16 protein-coding genes are annotated in these 18445 nt (G+C 59.6%); 7 read left to right on the top strand and 9 right to left on the bottom strand.

Annotation, left to right across the window (positions count from 1 at the left end):
• Positions 1 to 67: 67 nt before the first annotated feature.
• The 6 genes from cysG to ACW9HW_RS21990 form a co-directional block, all read right to left on the bottom strand.
• The gene (gene cysG, locus ACW9HW_RS22015; protein WP_457401741.1) at positions 68 to 1462 is read right to left on the bottom strand and encodes a siroheme synthase CysG; all 1395 of its coding nucleotides are present in this window, start codon (positions 1460 to 1462) and stop codon (positions 68 to 70) included.
• A complete protein-coding gene (serS, locus tag ACW9HW_RS22010) occupies positions 1463 to 2743 on the bottom strand; it encodes a serine--tRNA ligase (RefSeq protein ID WP_095192696.1) in 1281 nt (426 codons plus the stop codon).
• 16 nt (positions 2744 to 2759) lie between these two features.
• Positions 2760 to 3134, bottom strand: coding sequence for a fluoride efflux transporter CrcB (gene crcB, locus ACW9HW_RS22005; protein WP_095192697.1), 375 nt, complete (start codon positions 3132 to 3134; stop codon positions 2760 to 2762).
• Positions 3134 to 4456 carry a replication-associated recombination protein A gene (locus tag ACW9HW_RS22000; RefSeq protein WP_457401740.1) on the bottom strand — a complete coding sequence of 441 codons (1323 nt, stop codon included), beginning with the start codon at positions 4454 to 4456 and terminating at the stop codon, positions 3134 to 3136. Before ACW9HW_RS22000 ends, crcB begins: the two co-directional genes overlap by 1 nt.
• Before the next feature lie 154 nt (positions 4457 to 4610).
• Positions 4611 to 5234 carry an outer membrane lipoprotein chaperone LolA gene (lolA, locus tag ACW9HW_RS21995; RefSeq protein ID WP_095192699.1) on the bottom strand — a complete coding sequence of 208 codons (624 nt, stop codon included), beginning with the start codon at positions 5232 to 5234 and terminating at the stop codon, positions 4611 to 4613.
• Between the two features lie 66 nt (positions 5235 to 5300).
• Positions 5301 to 7709: a DNA translocase FtsK gene (locus ACW9HW_RS21990; protein ID WP_056854604.1), complete on the bottom strand. Its 2409-nt coding sequence runs from the start codon at positions 7707 to 7709 to the stop codon at positions 5301 to 5303.
• 329 nt (positions 7710 to 8038) lie between these two features.
• Between ACW9HW_RS21990 and trxB the strand changes: the two genes are divergently transcribed.
• The 4 genes from trxB to infA all read left to right on the top strand — a co-directional run bounded on the left by trxB (position 8039) and on the right by infA (position 10851).
• Positions 8039 to 8998 (top strand): thioredoxin-disulfide reductase, encoded by a 960-nt coding sequence (gene trxB, locus ACW9HW_RS21985; protein ID WP_095192700.1) that lies wholly within the window; start codon positions 8039 to 8041, stop codon positions 8996 to 8998.
• Positions 8999 to 9064: 66 nt separating this feature from the next.
• Positions 9065 to 9745 (top strand): leucyl/phenylalanyl-tRNA--protein transferase, encoded by a 681-nt coding sequence (gene aat / locus ACW9HW_RS21980; protein WP_457401739.1) that lies wholly within the window; start codon positions 9065 to 9067, stop codon positions 9743 to 9745.
• A 67-nt stretch (positions 9746 to 9812) separates the two neighbouring features.
• Positions 9813 to 10520: an arginyltransferase gene (locus ACW9HW_RS21975; protein WP_095192702.1), complete on the top strand. Its 708-nt coding sequence runs from the start codon at positions 9813 to 9815 to the stop codon at positions 10518 to 10520.
• A gap of 112 nt (positions 10521 to 10632) precedes the next feature.
• The gene (infA, locus tag ACW9HW_RS21970) at positions 10633 to 10851 is read left to right on the top strand and encodes a translation initiation factor IF-1 (protein ID WP_002553999.1); all 219 of its coding nucleotides are present in this window, start codon (positions 10633 to 10635) and stop codon (positions 10849 to 10851) included.
• Between the two features lie 239 nt (positions 10852 to 11090).
• On the opposite strand, the gene clpA is transcribed toward infA, so the two are convergent.
• Positions 11091 to 13361: an ATP-dependent Clp protease ATP-binding subunit ClpA gene (gene clpA, locus ACW9HW_RS21965; protein ID WP_095192703.1), complete on the bottom strand. Its 2271-nt coding sequence runs from the start codon at positions 13359 to 13361 to the stop codon at positions 11091 to 11093.
• Positions 13362 to 13391: 30 nt separating this feature from the next.
• Complete coding sequence (clpS, locus tag ACW9HW_RS21960; RefSeq protein WP_015094394.1) at positions 13392 to 13754, bottom strand: ATP-dependent Clp protease adapter ClpS; 363 nt, start codon at positions 13752 to 13754, stop codon at positions 13392 to 13394.
• Positions 13755 to 13978: 224 nt separating this feature from the next.
• Between clpS and cspD the strand changes: the two genes are divergently transcribed.
• Positions 13979 to 14245 carry a cold shock domain-containing protein CspD gene (gene cspD, locus ACW9HW_RS21955; protein ID WP_095192704.1) on the top strand — a complete coding sequence of 89 codons (267 nt, stop codon included), beginning with the start codon at positions 13979 to 13981 and terminating at the stop codon, positions 14243 to 14245.
• An 81-nt stretch (positions 14246 to 14326) separates the two neighbouring features.
• Here the strand turns inward: cspD and icd are convergent, their stop codons facing one another.
• Positions 14327 to 15583: an NADP-dependent isocitrate dehydrogenase gene (gene icd / locus ACW9HW_RS21950; protein ID WP_457401738.1), complete on the bottom strand. Its 1257-nt coding sequence runs from the start codon at positions 15581 to 15583 to the stop codon at positions 14327 to 14329.
• On the opposite strand from icd, the gene ACW9HW_RS21945 reads away from it, so the two are divergent.
• Complete coding sequence (locus ACW9HW_RS21945) at positions 15582 to 15749, top strand: hypothetical protein (RefSeq protein ID WP_170948625.1); 168 nt, start codon at positions 15582 to 15584, stop codon at positions 15747 to 15749. The two genes, icd and ACW9HW_RS21945, sit on opposite strands and share 2 nt — an antisense overlap.
• A 351-nt stretch (positions 15750 to 16100) precedes the next feature.
• Positions 16101 to 18326 (top strand): NADP-dependent isocitrate dehydrogenase, encoded by a 2226-nt coding sequence (locus ACW9HW_RS21940; protein ID WP_457401737.1) that lies wholly within the window; start codon positions 16101 to 16103, stop codon positions 18324 to 18326.
• The last annotated feature ends 119 nt before the right edge of the window (positions 18327 to 18445 follow it).

Raw genomic sequence — 18445 nt, 5'->3', positions numbered from 1 at the left:
CACAGGTCCCGTGGTTGGCACAGATCCTGTGGGAGCGGGCTTGCCCGCGATGAGGGTGACTCGGTCTCTAGACCTGCCCCTGAGCCCCTTCAAACCACGCTAGTTTCTCGCGCAGTTGCACCACTTCCCCCACGATTACCAGTGTCGGCGCATGCACTTCATGCTCCGCCACCAGTTGCGGCAGGTCAGCCAAGGTGCCGGTAAACACCCGCTGATTGACCGTGGTGCCCTGCTGGATCAACGCCGCCGGGGTATCTTCGCTGCGACCGTGCTTGATCAACTGTTCGCAGATGATCGGCAGGCCCACCAGCCCCATGTAGAACACCAGGGTTTGCGCCGGCGCGACCAGATCGGCCCATGGCAGATCGGTGGAACCGTCCTTGAGATGTCCCGTGACAAAACGCACCGACTGCGCGTAATCGCGATGGGTCAGCGGGATCCCGGCATAAGCCGCGCAACCACTGGCCGCCGTGATGCCCGGCACCACCTGGAACGGGATGCCATGGGCTGCCAGTTCTTCGATCTCTTCACCGCCACGCCCGAAGATGAACGGATCACCGCCCTTCAACCGCACCACACGCTTGCCCTGCTTCGCCAGGTCCACCAATTGCTGGTTGATCTGATCCTGCGGAACCGCGTGATCGGCGCGACGCTTGCCGACGTAAACCCGCTCGGCATCACGACGGCACAACTCGAGAATGGCCGGTGCCACCAAGCGGTCATACAGCACCACGTCGGCTTGCTGCATCAGGCGCAAGGCGCGGAACGTCAACAGGTCCGGATCACCCGGTCCGGCGCCGACCAGATACACCTCGCCAGTGGCCACCGGTGCCTCGCCATCCACCTTCGCCTGCAGCAAACGCTCGGCTTCGGCGCCCTGCCCGGCCAGTTGCCGGTCGGCAATCGGCCCCTGGAACACGTCTTCCCAGAACGCCCGACGCTGCTGCACATCCGGAAACAGGTTTTTTACCTGGTTGCGAAAACGCGCCGCCAGTCCGGCCAGTTGACCGTAGGTGGAGGGAATCCAGGTCTCGATCTTGGCGCGGATCAAGCGCGCCAGCACCGGCGCATCGCCGCCGCTGGACACGGCAATGATCAGCGGCGAACGATCGACGATCGCCGGGAAGATCACGCTGCACAGGGCCGGCGCGTCCACCACGTTGACCGGCACACAACGCCGATGAGCATCGGCGGAGACCTGTGCGTTCAACGATTCGTCATCGGTGGCGGCAATGATCAGCCCGCAACCGTCCAGATCGGTTTCGACATAGCCACGCAACAGGCACTCGCCACCACTGGCGGCCACCAATTCGCGCAGTTGCTGTTCGATTTCAGGTGCGACCACCCGCAGCAGCGCACCGGCATCGGCCAGCAGGCGGGATTTGCGCAAGGCAATTTCCCCCCCACCGACAACCAACACACGACTGCCGCGCAGGTTATGGAACAGCGGCAGATATTTCATTTAGCCAATGACCTCGAGGCCACCCATGTACGGTTTCAGTACCTCTGGCACGCGGATCGAACCGTCGGCCTGCTGGTAGTTTTCCAGTACCGCCACCAGAGTACGACCGACCGCCAGGCCGGAACCGTTCAGGGTGTGCACCAGTTCCGGCTTGCCGGTTTCCGGGTTGCGGAAACGCGCCTGCATGCGGCGGGCCTGGAAGTCGCCGCAGTTGGAGCACGACGAAATTTCACGGTACTTGTCCTGGCTCGGAATCCACACTTCCAGGTCGTAGGTCTTGACCGCGCTGAAGCCCATGTCGCCGGTGCACAGCGCAATGGTGCGGTATGGCAGTTCCAGCAGTTGCAGGACTTTTTCGGCGTTGGCGGTCAGGCCTTCCAGCGCTTGCATGGAAGTCGACGGCTCGACGATCTGCACCATCTCGACCTTGTCGAACTGGTGCTGGCGAATCATGCCGCGGGTATCGCGACCCGACGCACCGGCTTCGCTTCGAAAGCACGGCGTATGGGCGACGAACTTGATCGGCAGCAGTTTGGAATCGACGATCTCGCCGGCAACGATATTGGTCAGCGACACTTCGGCGGTCGGGATCAGATACAGATCGGCTTCGCCGTCACGACCGATCTTGAACAGGTCTTCTTCGAACTTCGGCAGCTGGCCGGTGCCTTGCAGCGCCGGGGCCTGGACCAGATAAGGCGTGTAGGCCTCTTCGTAGCCGTGCTCGGTGACGTGCAGGTTGATCATGAACTGCGCCAGGGCGCGGTGCATGCGGGCAATCGGGCCGCGCAGCAGGGCGAAACGCGCGCCGGACAGCTTGGCCGCGGTTTCGAAGTCCAGCCAGCCGAACTTCTCGCCCAGCGCGACGTGGTCCTGCACCGGGAAATCGAACGCGGTCGGGGTACCCCAACGGCGCACTTCGACGTTGCCGTCTTCGTCGTCGCCGATCGGCACCGATTCGTGCGGCAGGTTCGGGATGCCCAGCAGGATCGAGTCCAGTTCGGTCTGGATCGCGTCCAGTTCGGTTTTACCGGCAGCCAACTCGCCCGCCATGCGCTCGACGTCCGCCATCAGCGGCGCGATGTCTTCGCCGCGCTGCTTGGCCTGGCCAATGGATTTGGAACGCGCATTTCGTTCAGCCTGCAGTGCTTCGGTGCGGGTCTGGACGGTCTTGCGCTGTTCTTCCAGCGCTTCGATGCGCGCGACATCCAGGGCAAAGCCACGGGATGCCAGGCGGTCCGCTACGTCCTGAAGGTTGCTACGTAACAGTTTGGAATCGAGCATGTCGGTCTCTCGTTTATCAAAGTTTGGTCAAGGATAGGCCAGCCCAGGTGGCTAGCAACCCGCCGAACACGCTGATGGCCAGATAACCGAAGGCTATCGGCGCCTGCCCGCTTTCCAGCAGGCGCAGCGTATCCAGTGAAAAGGATGAAAAAGTCGTCAGCCCCCCTACAAAGCCCACGATCAGGCCGGCGCGAATTTCGATCGGTACTTCCGGGCGCGTCAGAAACAGCCCGTACAGCACGCCGATGATCAGACAGCCGACCAGATTGACCGCCAGGGTTGCCGTATAAAAATGCCGGGGCCAGTTGGCGCTGACCCAGTTGCCGGTGGCGAAACGCAGTAATGTACCAGCGATGCCGGCCACGGACACCGCAAGAATCGTTTGAATCACTATTTTCTCCGCTGCCGGGGGCTTAAACGATCGAGTTGCGCCAGATGATTGAGCTTTTCGCCGATCTTCAGCTCCAGGCCACGGGGCACCGGTTGATAAAACGGGATCGGGTCAAGTTCTTCGGGGAAGTAATCCTCGCCGGCGGCATAGGCGTCCGGTTCGTCGTGGGCGTAACGGTATTCGTCGCCGTAGCCCAGCTGCTTCATCAGCTTGGTCGGCGCATTGCGCAGGTGCAGCGGCACTTCCAGCGAACCATGTTCGGCGGCGGCGCGCAGGGCCGTCTTGAAGCCCATGTACACAGCGTTGCTTTTCGGCGCACAGGCCAGATAGGTAATGGCCTGCGCCACCGCCAGTTCGCCCTCGGGACTGCCGAGGCGTTCCTGCACTTCCCACGCCGCCAGGCACAGGCTCAGGGCACGTGGATCGGCGTTGCCGATGTCTTCGCTGGCCATGCGCACCACGCGCCGGGCCAGGTACAGCGGATCGCAGCCACCGTCGATCATCCGCGCGAACCAGTACAGCGCGCCGTCGGGGTTGGAGCCGCGCACCGACTTGTGCAGCGCGGAAATCTGGTCGTAAAAGGCTTCGCCGCCCTTGTCGAAACGCCGACGGGTATCGCCCAACAGACTTTGCAGCAGTTCGACGCCGATCTCACTGCTGTCTTCGGCCAGGTCGGAAGCGTTTTCCAGCAGATTGAGCAGGCGCCGACCATCGCCATCGGCAGCCGACAACAACATCTGAAAGCCTTCATCGCTGAGGGTCAGGTTGCGTTTGCCCAGGCCGCGCTCTTCGGTGAGCGCACGATGCACCAGTTTGCGCAGCGCCGTTTCATCGAGGCTTTTGAGTACATAAACCCGGGCACGGGATAACAAAGCGTTGTTGAGTTCGAAAGACGGATTTTCCGTGGTCGCGCCGATGAAAATCAGCGTGCCGTCCTCGACGTAGGGCAGGAAAGCATCCTGTTGGGACTTGTTGAAACGGTGCACTTCGTCGACGAACAGAATCGTGCGCCGGCCGTACTGCGCCGCCTGCTGCTTGGCGATTTCCACCGCCTGACGGATTTCCTTGACCCCCGCCAGGACCGCCGACACCGTTTCGAAGTGCGCTTCCGAAACTTCCGCCAGCAATCGCGCGAGCGTGGTCTTGCCCACCCCCGGCGGCCCCCAGAAAATCATCGAATGCAGGGCACCCTGCTCCAGGGCCTCGCGCAAGGGCTTGCCGCGAGCGAGCACGTGTTCCTGACCGACGTACTCATCCAGATTGGTCGCACGCAGACGGGCGGCCAAGGGCTGAGCGATCGGGGTGCTGCGAAACAGGTCCATCACAAGCTGTTAAAACCTCACTGAGTCCTGATGCCTGGCAGATCCCTGTGGGAGCGAGCCTGCTCGCGAAAGCGGTGTATCCGCCACATCAATGCTGAATGTGCCGACGTCTTCGCGAGCAGGCTCGCTCCCACAGGTTTTGTGTGAGTGCTCTTTATTCCTGGATCACATCGGCACCCTTGGGGATGTCGAACTTGAATTTGGACGCCGGGATCGGCTCGTTGGCCTTCACGCCGGTGAACAGGATATTGGTGCGCTGGCCGACGCTGTCGATCAGTTGCATATCATTGACCAGGCCGTTGCGGAACGACAGGCGCAGGCTGTCGAACAGGGTGTCCTTGGTTTTCGGCTTCAGGATGAAGTCGATCACGCCGCCGGCTTCCTTGGCGCTGATGTCGAAGCTCTGGCTGATCTTGGACACATCACCGGACAACAGCAGCGCTGGCGTCTGGGTCAGGCGCTGATCGAGGTTCTTGATGGTGACCTGCTCCAGGTCCGGGTCCCACAGGGACACCTTCTTGCCATCGGACACCATCAACTGCTCTTGCGGTGCGTCGGTGTGCCAATAAAACAGACCCGGACGCTGCAGGGACATCTGACCAGCGGTTTCCTGCAATTGGGTGCCGGTGCCGTCGAGGGTCAACTGGGAGAAACGCGCGGTCAAGGTCTGGGATTTTTCCAGCAACTGAGTCAGACGCGCCACGTCCTTGTCGTCGGCGTGGGCCGAGAGCGTGGTCAAAGCCAGTACCGGCAGCAACAGCATGCGGATAAGACGCATGGGAGTCCTCATAACATTCGTGGGAGTGCGGGTGGCGCCCGAGAGCGCCGCCCTTTCAATATCAGGTCAGTCGCGTACCGGGCCAGGGGCCAGGACTTCACGCGAACCGTTGGTGTTCATCGACGTCACGACACCGGCCATTTCCATGGCTTCGATCATGCGCGCAGCACGGTTGTAGCCGATTTTCAGCTTGCGCTGAACCGCGGAAATGGACGCGCGACGGCTTTCCAGGACGAACTGCACCGCTTCGTCGTACAGCGCGTCGGCTTCAGGGTCATCGCCATCGCCACCCCCACTGCTGCCTTCAAAGCCACTGCCGGCCTCTTCGACACCGTTGAGGATGTCGTCGTTATACTCCGGCGCGCCGCGCAGTTTCCAGGCTTCCACCACCCGGTGAACCTCGTCATCGGAGACAAAGGCACCGTGGACACGGATCGGCAGACTGGTGCCTGGCGGCATGTACAGCATGTCACCGTGACCCAGCAATTGTTCAGCGCCACCCTGGTCGATGATGGTCCGGGAGTCGATCTTGCTCGATACCTGGAACGCCATGCGGGTCGGGATGTTGGCCTTGATCAGACCGGTGATCACATCCACCGACGGCCGCTGGGTCGCGAGGATCAAGTGGATACCGGCCGCACGCGCCTTCTGGGCGATACGGGCGATCAACTCTTCAACCTTCTTGCCGACGATCATCATCATGTCGGCGAATTCGTCCACGACCACGACAATGGTCGGCAGCTTCTGCAGCAACGGCGCTTCGTCGTGGATGCTTTCACGCTTGTACAGCGGATCGCTCAACGGCTCGCCGGCGTCCTGGGCTTCCTTGACCTTGGCATTGAAGCCCGACAGGTTTCGCACGCCCATCTTCGCCATCAATTTGTAGCGCCGTTCCATCTCGGCGACGCTCCAGCGCAGGGCGTTGGCCGCGTCCTTCATGTCGGTGACCACCGGACACAGCAGGTGCGGAATGCCTTCGTAGATCGACAGTTCCAGCATTTTCGGGTCGATCATGATCAGCTTGGCGTCTTCCGGGCCGGACTTGAACAAGATCGACAGGATCATCGCGTTCACACCCACCGACTTACCGGAACCGGTAGTACCGGCCACCAGCAAGTGAGGCATTTTCGCCAGGTCGGTGATGACCGGCTTGCCGCCGATGTCATGGCCCAGGGCCAGGGTGACCGGCGACTTGAAGTTGTCGTACTCAGGGGTCGACAGGACTTCGGAAAAGCGCACGATCTGCCGGTCTTCGTTGGGAATCTCGATACCGACGGTGGTCTTGCCCGGAATCACTTCCACAACCCGCACGCTGGTCACGGCCAAGGAACGCGCCAGGTCCTTGGCGAGGTTGGCGATGCGGCTGACCTTGACCCCGGCCGCCGGCTGGATTTCGTAACGGGTAATTACCGGGCCCGGATGGATCGAATCGACGGTGACTTCGACGCCGAACTCCTTGAGCTTGATTTCCAGCAGGTGGCCGACCGCCGCCAGGGATTCCGGTGAGTAATTGAGTTGTTTCTTTTCCGCGGGATCGAGAATCGAGATCGGCGGCAAGGTGCCTTCCACGGCGCTGTCGACGAACAGCGGCGCCTGTTTCTCCTTTTCCACGCGTTTGCTCGGCGCTGGGGGTTTGACCGGGGCCGGGGCAATCACCGGCGGCACCTGCTTCTCGCGCTCGGACATGTGCTTGCTCAGGGCCTGCTCGCGCTCGATCAGGCGTTCCTTGACCTTGGCCTGCTCGCGCTTGTCCGTCACGGTCGGCGCGACCACGTCGTGCACGCGATCATCGACTTCACGCAATTGCGCGACCAGCTGTTTGCGCTCGGTCCGGGCCGCCCACCAGCGATTGGCCGCGCCCTGGAACAACTCGAACAGGTCGAGGGTGATCTTGCCGGTGACGTCCATCACCTTGAACCACGACAGGTCGGTGAACACGGTCAGGCCGAACAGGAACAGGGCGATGAACAGCAGCGTGCTGCCCTGGATGTTCAGCGCGTTTTTCGCCAGATCGCCCAGGCTTTCGCCCAGCGCGCCGCCAGCGCCGGCCGGCAGACCGGTCGCGGCATGGAAATGGATATGCGCCAGCGCCGCGCCGGACAGCACCAGGAACACCAGGCCGATCAGGCGCCAGGAAAACAGCCAGCCGCTCCACTGCCACGGCTCATGGCGCTGACGGAAGATCTGATAAGCCTTGATCGCCAGCAGCAACGGGAAGATATAGGCGAAGTAACCGAGCACCATGAACAGGATATCGGCGCTGTAGGAGCCGGCGGGTCCGCCGAAGTTCTGCACGTCATCGATCTTGCTGTTATGGCTCCAGCCCGGATCGTCCTTGCCATAAGTCAGCAAGGCCATCATCAGGAACAGGCACAACGCACCGATGGCGATCAATGCACCTTCCTTGAGCCGGTAGTGCAATTGCTGGCGCCAGAGCGGAACGACTGTTTTGGGTGCTTCGGTGGATTTCTTCAAAACGCTTCTTTTCCTGCGCCATCGGCGCGTCCATCTGGTGAATGTCTAAAAAACAGCCCAAAAAACTGCCCAATCCAGGCAGGTAAAAAAGTTAACAGGCGCAACCGGGTCTACTTTTAACACTGTGCCCCGGTTTTTATAAACACGAGGTGCACGCTTATTCTGTTACAACCACAGTTACAAACGCTGTTACAACCAGGCATTGTACGGGTTTGTTCGTCCGATGCCATGCTTGAAACACTTGTATGCAGCATAGTCAAAAACACATTACATGCGACTCAATTGGAGCATGCATTCTCTTTTGTGACAAAGGCTTATGAGGTGTTTTTATGAGCGAAGCGCAACATCACCGCCTGATCATCCTGGGTTCCGGCCCCGCCGGTTACAGCGCAGCCGTGTATGCCGCCCGCGCCAACCTCAAACCCGTTGTCATTACCGGCATACAGGCAGGTGGCCAGCTCACCACCACCGTCGAAGTCGATAACTGGCCAGGTGATGTCGAAGGACTCACCGGCCCGGTCCTGATGGAGCGCATGCAAAAACACGCCGAGCGCTTCGATACACAGATCGTTTACGACCACATCCATACGGCCAAGTTGCAACAGCGCCCGTTCGAATTGACCGGCGACAGCGGTACTTATACGTGCGACGCACTGATCATTGCCACCGGCGCCTCGGCGCAATATCTGGGGCTGCCATCGGAAGAAACATTTGCCGGCAAGGGAGTTTCGGCCTGCGCGACCTGTGACGGTTTCTTTTACCGCAATCAAGTGGTTGCGGTGGTCGGCGGCGGCAACACGGCGGTTGAAGAAGCGCTGTACCTGTCGAACATCGCCAAAGAGGTCCATCTGATTCACCGTCGCGACAAGCTGCGGTCGGAGAAAATCCTCCAGGACAAACTCTTCGAGAAGGCCGCCAACGGCAATATCCGCCTGCACTGGAACCAGAATCTGGACGAAGTGCTGGGCGATGCCAGCGGCGTGACCGGCGCCCGCCTGCGCGACAGTCATACCGGCGAAACCGCTGAACTGGCACTGTCCGGCGTGTTCATCGCCATCGGCCACAAACCCAATACCGACCTGTTCGTCGGCCAGCTGGAAATGCGCGATGGCTATTTGCTGGTCAAGGGCGGCAGCGAGGGCGATGCCACTGCAACTGCCATTGCAGGCGTGTTCGCTGCCGGCGACGTGGCCGATCACGTTTATCGCCAGGCGGTCACCTCCGCCGGGGCCGGCTGCATGGCGGCCCTCGATGCGGAAAAATACCTCGACGACATTCCTGCCGTTTGACGGCACACTGAGTGACGGGCCAAATTGCGCCCGTCACCGCCCTCCCCTTCTGCAAGCCCGGACGCCATGCTGACTTGGTTACAACGCAACTCCCTGACTTTCCCGCCGCTGGAAAAAGCCATGCGCGACCCCAACGGCCTGTTGGCCGCCGGCGGCGACCTGTCTGCCGATCGGCTGATTCAGGCCTACCGTCACGGCTGTTTTCCATGGTTCTCGGAAGGCCAGCCGATTCTCTGGTGGTCGCCGGATCCGCGCACCGTCCTGTTTCCCGACGAACTGCACGTTTCCCGCAGCTTGAACAAACTGCTGCGCCAACAACGTTATCAAGTGACCTTCGACCAGGACTTTTCCGCCGTCATTCGCGCCTGCGCCGCCCCACGGGAATACGCCGATGGCACCTGGATCACCGAGACCATGCAGGACGCCTACCTGGAGTTGCACCATCGCGGTTTCGCGCACTCGGTGGAGGTCTGGGACCAGGGCACGCTCGTCGGCGGGCTGTACGGCCTGGCGATGGGCCGGCTGTTTTTCGGCGAATCCATGTTCAGCCGCGCCGACAACGCCTCCAAATATGGCTTTGCCACACTGGTCAGACATCTGAAAGACTCGGGTTTTGTGCTCATCGACTGTCAGATGCCCACCGACCATCTGCACAGCCTGGGCGCACGGGCGATTCCCCGCAGCGCATTTGCCGGCTACCTGGCGCAGTATCTGGATCAACCCAGCCGTGCCACCTGGGTTTGCTGAGCGACTTTTGCGCGCGTGGCTTACACTTAGAGACGCCCCTAATTAAAAGCTTATCCGAGGGTTGATCATGACCGAGTTGGCGCGCTTGAAGTTTTATGCCACTCAGCCCCATTCTTGCAGCTATCTGCCCGAGGAGCAGGCCACGACCCTGTTTCTCGACCCCAGTCAGCCCATGGATGTGCATGTCTATGCAGACCTGTCGGAAATGGGTTTTCGTCGCAGTGGCGACCACTTGTATCGCCCCCATTGCCAGAACTGCAATGCGTGCGTGCCGGCGCGCATTCCTGTTGCGCAATTCACACCCAACCGTCAGCAGAAACGCATTTTCAAGCGCAACGCCGACTTGCAAGTACGCCCGGCCAAGCCAGGATTCAGCGAAGAGTATTTCGACCTTTATCAGCGTTACATAGAAGAGCGGCATGCCGACGGCGACATGTACCCACCCAGTCGCGATCAGTTTTCGACGTTCCTGGTGCGCGACCTGCCGTTTTCCCGGTTCTACGAATTCCGCCTCGACGGCCGGTTGCTGGCGATTGCCGTCACTGACCTTCTGCCGAACGGTCTGTCGGCGGTCTACACCTTCTACGAACCCGACGAAGAGCGTCGCAGCCTGGGGCGTTATGCCATCCTCTGGCAAATCGCCGAGGCCCGGCGCCTGGGGCTGGATGCGGTCTATCTGGGTTACTGGATCAAGAACTGCAAAAAAATGAGCTATAAGACCCAGTATCGCCCCATTGAATTGCTGGTTAACCAGCGTTGGGTCGTTCTGAACTAGAGCACACCCTTAAACCCCTTGGCTTGACCCCCACTTTTCGGGCACAATGCACGCCGCTTTTGCCTGGCGCAGTTGCACCGGGCCATTCACTGGACACCGAGGGCTTTACTGCATGTCGAAAGAAGACAGCTTCGAAATGGAAGGCACTGTCGTCGACACCCTGCCCAACACCATGTTTCGCGTGGAGTTGGAAAATGGGCACGTCGTAACCGCGCATATTTCCGGCAAGATGCGCAAGAACTACATTCGTATTCTTACCGGTGACAAAGTGCGCGTCGAGCTGACGCCCTATGACTTGAGCAAAGGGCGCATCACTTACCGCGCTCGCTAATCAAGTCAATACAAAACGCCCGGCATTGCCGGGCGTTTTTGTTTGCCTGAAACAACCTCAAGTCGGCGCAGATCCCCTGTGGGAGCGAGCCTGCTCGCAAAGGCGATTTGTGATTCAGCATTGATGTCGAATGACCTGGCGCTTTCGCGAGCAGGCTCGCTCCCACAGGTACCAACTCAATAACAGACAGACAGCAAAAAGGCGCCAAACGGCGCCTTTTTGCTTTGTTGCGATAAACGTCAGGCCATTTCCGCCGTGGTCTCGAACTCGAAGGTCAGCTCGCCGTCCTTGATGTCGATGTGTACTACACCGCCATGTTCGGCCAGTTCGCCAAAGAGTATCTCCTCCGCCAGTGGACGCTTGATCTTGTCCTGGATCAGGCGCGCCATGGGTCGAGCGCCCATCATCGCGTCGTAACCACCGGCCGCCAGCCAGCTGCGGGCAGCATCGGTGACTTCCAGCAGTACACGCTTGTCTTCCAGCTGCGCCTGAAGTTCGATAAGGAACTTGTCCACCACGCTCTTGATGACCTCATGACTGAGGCGACCAAACTGGATGATGGTGTCCAGACGGTTACGGAATTCAGGCGTGAAGCTCTTCTTGATCACTTCCATCGCATCAGAGGAGTGATCCTGAAGGGTGAAACCGATCGAGGCACGCGCCGCGGTTTCAGCACCGGCGTTGGTCGTCATGATGACGATCACATTACGGAAGTCCGCCTTGCGCCCGTTGTTATCGGTCAGCGTACCGTGGTCCATGACCTGCAGCAGCAGGTTGAAGACTTCCGGATGCGCTTTCTCGATTTCATCGAGCAGCAGCACACAATGTGGCTGCTTGGTAATGGCTTCAGTCAGCAAACCGCCCTGATCGAACCCGACATAACCAGGAGGCGCACCGATCAGACGCGATACGGTGTGACGTTCCATGTACTCGGACATGTCGAATCGAACAAGCTCGACACCCAATGCCTTGGCCAGCTGACGCGCCGCTTCGGTTTTACCGACACCGGTAGGACCGGCGAACAGGAACGAACCGACAGGCTTGTCAGGCGACTTGAGACCGGCGCGGGACAACTTGATCGCGGTCGCCAGGGAGTCGATCGCGGCATCCTGACCGAACACGGTCAACTTCAGGTCACGCTCAAGGTTACGCAGCAACTCTTTGTCGGAGCTGGTGACGTGTTTTGGCGGAATCCGCGCGATTTTCGCGACGATATCCTCAACCTGAGGCACTTCGATGCGTTTTACGCGCTTCTCGATCGGTTGCAGGCGCTGATAGGCACCCGCCTCGTCGATGACATCGATGGCCTTGTCCGGCATGTGCCGGTCATTGATGTAGCGCGACGCCAGTTCGGCAGCGGCACGCAGGGCTTCATCGCTGTACTCGATGTTGTGGTGAGTCTCGAAACGCCCCTTCAAGCCACGCAGGATACCGATGGTGTCTTCCACCGACGGTTCCGACACATCGACCTTCTGGAAGCGTCGTGCCAGGGCACGGTCTTTCTCGAAGATGCCGCGAAATTCCTGGAACGTAGTCGAACCGATGCACCGGATATCACCGGACGACAGCAGCGGCTTGAGCAGGTTGGAAGCATCCATGACGCCACCGGACGCGGCACCCGCACCGATGATGGTATGGATTTCGTCGATGAACAGGATCGCCTGCGGACGTTTTTTCAGCTCATTGAGCAACGCCTTGAAGCGCTTCTCGAAATCGCCGCGGTATTTGGTCCCGGCCAGCAAGGCGCCCAGGTCAAGGGAATACACCACGCTGTTGGCCAGCAGGTCCGGTACCTGGTTGTCGACAATGCGTTTGGCCAGGCCTTCGGCAATCGCGGTTTTACCCACGCCCGCCTCGCCCACCAGCAGCGGATTGTTTTTGCGACGACGCGCCAGGATCTGCGCAACGCGTTCGACTTCCAGCTCACGGCCTACCAGCGGATCGATGCGACCCTGGCGCGCGAGTTCGTTCAGATTGCTGGCATAAGCATCCAGAGGATTGCCTGAAGAAGAAGACTCACCGCCCTCGTCGTCCTGCATATCTTGCTCGCCCTCAGAGTGATCGCCGTGCCCTGGCACTTTGGAAATGCCGTGGGCGATGTAATTGACGACATCGATTCGGGCAACGCTCTGCTGTTTCAGCAGGAACACTGCCTGACTCTCTTGCTCACTGAAGATCGCGACCAGCACATTGGCGCCAGTCACTTCGCGTTTGCCCGAGCTCTGTACGTGAAACACAGCACGTTGCAGGACACGCTGGAAGCCCAGGGTTGGCTGGGTTTCACGATCCTCGTCATGCACGGGGATCAATGGCGTGGTGGAGTCGATGAACTCCTGCAGGTCATGCTTGAGTTTGTCGAGGTTTGCGCCGCACGCACGCAAAACGGTGGCGGCAGCCTCATTATCCAATAGGGCCAGCAGGAGATGCTCGACGGTCATGAATTCATGACGCTTCGAACGGGCCTCCTTGAAGGCAAGATTGAGGGTGACTTCGAGCTCGCGGTTTAACATAGCTTCACCTCATACCCAAGTGTCCGGCGATTAACCGTCCTTCTCGATTTCACAGAGTAGCGGATGCTGGCTTTCCCTGGCGTACTGGTTGACCTGCATGGCCTTGGTCTCGGCGATGTCGCGGGTAAACACTCCACATACTGCCCGTCCTTCTGTATGGACGGCCAGCATGACCTTGGTCGCCAGCTCGCGATTCAGGTTAAAAAACACCTCGAGCACTTCGACGACGAAATCCATCGGTGTGTAGTCATCATTAAACAAAACCACCTTGTACATCGGCGGCGCCTGTAAAGCAGGCTTAGCCTCCTGAACAGCAATGCCTGCGGAATCGTCGTCGTGTAAATCAGGGCGATCCTGATTGAATGTTAGTCGAATCTGGCTGATTGCATGCATGGAAAGAAAGGTTCGTCAGTTGTGCAAATACAGTGGTGGGGGCACCCATTAACGTTTTCAACTCCGACTGCCGGGTCACCTTGACTATCGGCAAAACGGTGTTACAACCAATAGAGCCCACAGTGGGTAAAAAAGGTCCGCGGAGTCAAATTTTTTCGAAGAAATGACTGCGGATGAACTGGATGATACTCCAGTGATGGAGTCTGTTGCAGAGGGAGTTGGGTATGTCAGGCGTCAAGGTCAGTGGCAAGGTGAAATGGTTCAACAACGCCAAGGGTTACGGTTTCATTAACGAGGATGGCAAAAGCGAAGATCTGTTTGCCCATTACTCAGCCATCCAGATGGACGGCTATAAAACCTTGAAGGCCGGCCAGGCGGTCGTCTTCGAAATCATCCAGGGGCCAAAGGGCTTGCATGCCGTCAATATCAGCGCCCCTGTAGAGGCTTCAAAAACCACGACACCTGCCACGCAACAGTCCGTGACGGTCTGACACCGCACCGTCATCCAGTCATAAAAAAACCGCCCGACTCAATCATTTGAATCGGGCGGTTTTCGTACGTCTGTCGCTTGCTTACATGTGCTTGATCAACGCCTCACCGAATCCGGAAGACGAAACCAGCTTGGCGCCTTCCATCAGACGCTCGAAGTCATAGGTCACGGTCTTGGCCTTGATCGCGCCATTGGTGCCCTTGATGATCAGGTCCGCCGCCTCGGTCCAGCCCAGATGGCGCAGCATCATTTCCGCCGAAAGAATCACCGAACCCGGGTTGACCTGGTCCTTGCCGGCATACTTCGGCGCAGTACCGTGGGTGGCCTCGAACATGGCCACGGTGTCGGACAGGTTGGCGCCCGGCGCGATACCGATACCGCCCACTTCCGCCGCCAGGGCATCGGAGAGGTAGTCACCGTTGAGGTTGAGCGTGGCGATCACGTCGTATTCGGCCGGACGCAGCAGGATCTGCTGAAGCATGGCGTCGGCAATGGCGTCCTTGACGATGACTTCGCGGCCGGTTTTCGGATTCTTGAACTTCATCCACGGGCCGCCATCGAGCAGCTCGGCGCCGAATTCTTCCTTCGCCACCTCATAGCCCCAGTCCTTGAAGGCACCTTCGGTGAATTTCATGATGTTGCCCTTGTGCACGATGGTCAGCGACTTGCGGTCGTTGTCCACTACATATTGCAGGGCCTTGCGCACCAGACGCTTGGTGCCTTCCTTGGATACCGGCTTGATGCCGATACCGCAGTCCTGGTCGAAACGGATCTTGGTGACGCCCATTTCTTCTTTCAGGAACTTGATGACTTTAGTGGCTTCCGGCGAGCCGGCCTTCCACTCGATACCGGCATAGATGTCTTCGGAGTTCTCGCGGAAGATCACCATGTCGACGTCGCCAGGCTTTTTCACCGGGCTTGGCACGCCCTCGAACCACACCACAGGTCGCAGGCACACATACAGGTCAAGCTGCTGGCGCAGCGCCACGTTGAGCGAACGGATGCCACCACCGACCGGAGTGGTCAGCGGCCCCTTGATGGAAACGACGTAATCTTTCACGGCGTCCAGGGTTTCCTGGGGCAGCCAGGTGTCCTGGTCGTAGACCTGGGTGGCCTTTTCACCGGCGTAGACTTCCATCCAGGAAATCTTGCGCTTGCCCCCGTAGGCCTTTTCCACGGCAGCATCAACCACTTTGATCATGACGGGACTGACGTCGACGCCAATGCCGTCGCCTTCAATGAACGGGATGATCGGATTATCAGGAACATTGAGAGAATGGTCTGCGTTGACGGTGATTTTGTCGCCGACGGCTGGAACCTGAATCTTCTTGTAACCCATGCTGAACTCCATTGATTGGATTGAACATCTGGCTTGGTTCGAGCGTAACCCAGTTAAATCAACGCGCAAACCCTATGTTCCATTCATCTGCCGCAAAGCCGCACAACAGCTGACCTACAAGCCTGAAAGCAAAGGGAAAAGCGCCAAACTCCAGCACGACGAATGACCCTGCGCCGCTGACGTCTTTCCATTGCCCCTGCGACCTTTAGACCAATGGACGAGAATCGATTCGCATGAACCATCGGCAGATTGCCAGCTACCTATGTATAATGCCGCCCGCTGACCATAGGGTCACAACGGCCGACCTCTCCTTGCTACCCAAAACGTAGCCGAGACTTTCCGCCCAAAGCCGGGCTGTTACCGCAACCCGACTGCTTGACGCTCTACTGATGCACCCAACATCACCGCGAAGAAATCTCGACATTCGGCTCATGGATGACTTTGAACGAACGCGCTTACCCGGCGCCCCTCGAGTTTCTGCGCACGCTTTAGCAAAGAAGAGAGAGTTAATCCGAATATGCCCACCCGCTCGAAGATCATCTATACCTTCACCGACGAAGCTCCCGCCCTCGCCACCTATTCACTGTTGCCTATCGTAGAGGCCTTCACCGCCTCGGCTGATATCGCCGTGGAAACCCGCGATATCTCTCTTGCAGGGCGCATCCTGGCCAGCTTCCCCGAGCAACTGGGCGACAAAGCCGTAGCCGACCACCTCGCCGAACTGGGCGACCTGGCCGTTACGCCTGAAGCCAACATCATCAAGCTGCCGAACATCAGCGCCTCGGTTCCGCAGCTGCAAGCCGCGATCAAAGAACTGCAAGCCCAGGGCTACGCACTGCCGGACTACCCGGAAACCGTGACCAGCGACGCCGACAAAGAAGCCAAGGCCCGTTACGACAAGGTCAAGGGCAGCGCCGTGAACCCGGTTCTGCGCGAAGGCAACTCCGACCGTCGCGCCCCGCTGTCGGTCAAGAACTACGCACGCAAGCACCCGCACAAAATGGGCGCCTGGGCCGCGGACTCCAAGTCCCACGTCGCGCACATGAGCAGCGGTGATTTCTACGGCAGCGAAAAAGCCGCCCTGATCGACGCCCCCGGCGCGGTCAAAATCGAACTGATCGCTCAAGACGGCACCACCACCGTCCTGAAAGAAAAGACCAGCGTCCAGGCAGGCGAGATCCTCGACTGCGCCGTGATGAGCAAAAATGCCCTGCGCAGCTTCATCGCCGCTGAAATCGAAAGCGCCAAGCAACAAGGCGTACTGCTGTCGGTTCACCTCAAAGCCACCATGATGAAGGTCTCCGACCCGATCATGTTCGGCCAGATCGTTGCGGAGTTCTATAAAGACGCACTGGCCAAGCACGCTGACGTGCTGGCGCAGATCGGCTTCAACCTGAACAACGGCATCGGCGACCTGTACGCTCGCATCAAGGCCCTCCCGGCCGAGCAGCAAGCGCAGATCGAAGCCGACATCCAGGCGGTCTACGCCGTTCGTCCGTCGCTGGCGATGGTCAACTCCGACAAGGGCATCACCAACCTGCACGTGCCGAGCGACGTCATCGTCGACGCCTCGATGCCGGCAATGATCCGTGACTCCGGCAAGATGTGGGGCACCGACGGCCAGCTGCACGACACCAAGGCGGTGATCCCGGATCGCTGCTACGCCACCATCTACCAGGCGGTGATCGAAGACTGCAAGGCAAATGGCGCCTTCGACCCAACCACCATGGGCAGCGTGCCGAACGTTGGCCTGATGGCGAAGAAAGCCGAAGAGTACGGCTCCCACGACAAGACCTTCCAGATCAAGACCAACGGTGTGGTTCGCGTAACCGACACCAACGGCACCCTGCTGCTGGAACAGTCGGTTGAAGCCGGCGACATCTTCCGCATGTGCCAGACCAAAGACGCGCCGATCCAGGACTGGGTCAAACTGGCCGTCAACCGTGCCCGTGCAAGCGCCACTCCAGCCATTTTCTGGCTGGACCCGATGCGCGCCCACGATGGCGTGGTGATCGAGAAAGTTCAGGCCTACCTGAAGGATCACGACACCTGCGGCCTGGACATCCGCATCATGTCGCCAGTCGACGCGATGAAATTCACCCTGCAGCGCACCCGCGAAGGCAAGGACACCATCTCGGTGACCGGCAACGTACTGCGCGACTACCTGACCGACCTGTTCCCGATCATGGAACTGGGCACCAGCGCCAAGATGCTGTCGATCGTGCCGCTGATGAACGGTGGTGGCCTGTTCGAAACCGGCGCCGGCGGTTCGGCACCCAAGCACGTGCAGCAACTGTTGGAAGAGAACTTCCTGCGCTGGGATTCCCTGGGCGAGTTCCTGGCCCTGGCCGCCTCCCTCGAGCACCTGGGTGTGACTTACAACAACCCTAAGGCGCTGGTTCTGGCCAAGACCCTGGACCAGGCCACCGGCCAGTTCCTGGACAACAACAAGTCGCCATCGCGCAAAGTCGGCAACATCGACAACCGCGGCAGCCACTTCTACCTGGCGCTGTACTGGGCCCAGGCCCTGGCCACCCAGTCCGAAGACACTGCACTGCAAGCGCAGTTCGCGACCCTGGCCAAGACCCTGACCGAGAACGAAGCAACCATCGTTGCCGAACTCAACGCCGTTCAGGGCAAGCCAGTGGACATCGGTGGCTACTACCACGCCGATGCCGAGCTGATCAGCAAGGCCATGCGTCCGAGCGCCACGCTCAACGCGGCGATTGCTGCGCTGGTGTAAGGTTGTAGTGATGCAAAGAAACCCCGGCCCCGTGCCGGGGTTTCTGTTTAAGCGTATCTGCCGAAACCGGCCCCTGTGGGAGCGAGCCTGCTCGCGAATGCGGTTTATCATTCGACATC

This window comes from Pseudomonas sp. SDO5532_S415, from assembly GCF_054071155.1.
This window is presented reverse-complemented; position numbering and strand designations above follow the sequence as displayed.

Bases quoted from the DNA above. Each gene is read 5' to 3' on its own strand.
- lolA (WP_095192699.1), bottom strand. From the start codon at position 5,234: ATGCGTCTTATCCGCATGCTGTTGCTGCCGGTACTGGCTTTGACCACG.
- clpA (WP_095192703.1), bottom strand. From the start codon at position 13,361: ATGTTAAACCGCGAGCTCGAAGTCACCCTCAATCTTGCCTTCAAGGAG.
- serS (WP_095192696.1), bottom strand. From the start codon at position 2,743: ATGCTCGATTCCAAACTGTTACGTAGCAACCTTCAGGACGTAGCGGAC.
- cspD (WP_095192704.1), top strand. From the start codon at position 13,979: ATGTCAGGCGTCAAGGTCAGTGGCAAGGTGAAATGGTTCAACAACGCC.
- trxB (WP_095192700.1), top strand. From the start codon at position 8,039: ATGAGCGAAGCGCAACATCACCGCCTGATCATCCTGGGTTCCGGCCCC.
- infA (WP_002553999.1), top strand. From the start codon at position 10,633: ATGTCGAAAGAAGACAGCTTCGAAATGGAAGGCACTGTCGTCGACACC.
- cysG (WP_457401741.1), bottom strand. From the start codon at position 1,462: ATGAAATATCTGCCGCTGTTCCATAACCTGCGCGGCAGTCGTGTGTTG.
- ACW9HW_RS21945 (WP_170948625.1), top strand. From the start codon at position 15,582: ATGCTGAACTCCATTGATTGGATTGAACATCTGGCTTGGTTCGAGCGT.
- ACW9HW_RS22000 (WP_457401740.1), bottom strand. From the start codon at position 4,456: ATGGACCTGTTTCGCAGCACCCCGATCGCTCAGCCCTTGGCCGCCCGT.
- ACW9HW_RS21940 (WP_457401737.1), top strand. From the start codon at position 16,101: ATGCCCACCCGCTCGAAGATCATCTATACCTTCACCGACGAAGCTCCC.
- icd (WP_457401738.1), bottom strand. From the start codon at position 15,583: ATGGGTTACAAGAAGATTCAGGTTCCAGCCGTCGGCGACAAAATCACC.
- aat (WP_457401739.1), top strand. From the start codon at position 9,065: ATGCTGACTTGGTTACAACGCAACTCCCTGACTTTCCCGCCGCTGGAA.
- clpS (WP_015094394.1), bottom strand. From the start codon at position 13,754: ATGCATGCAATCAGCCAGATTCGACTAACATTCAATCAGGATCGCCCT.
- ACW9HW_RS21975 (WP_095192702.1), top strand. From the start codon at position 9,813: ATGACCGAGTTGGCGCGCTTGAAGTTTTATGCCACTCAGCCCCATTCT.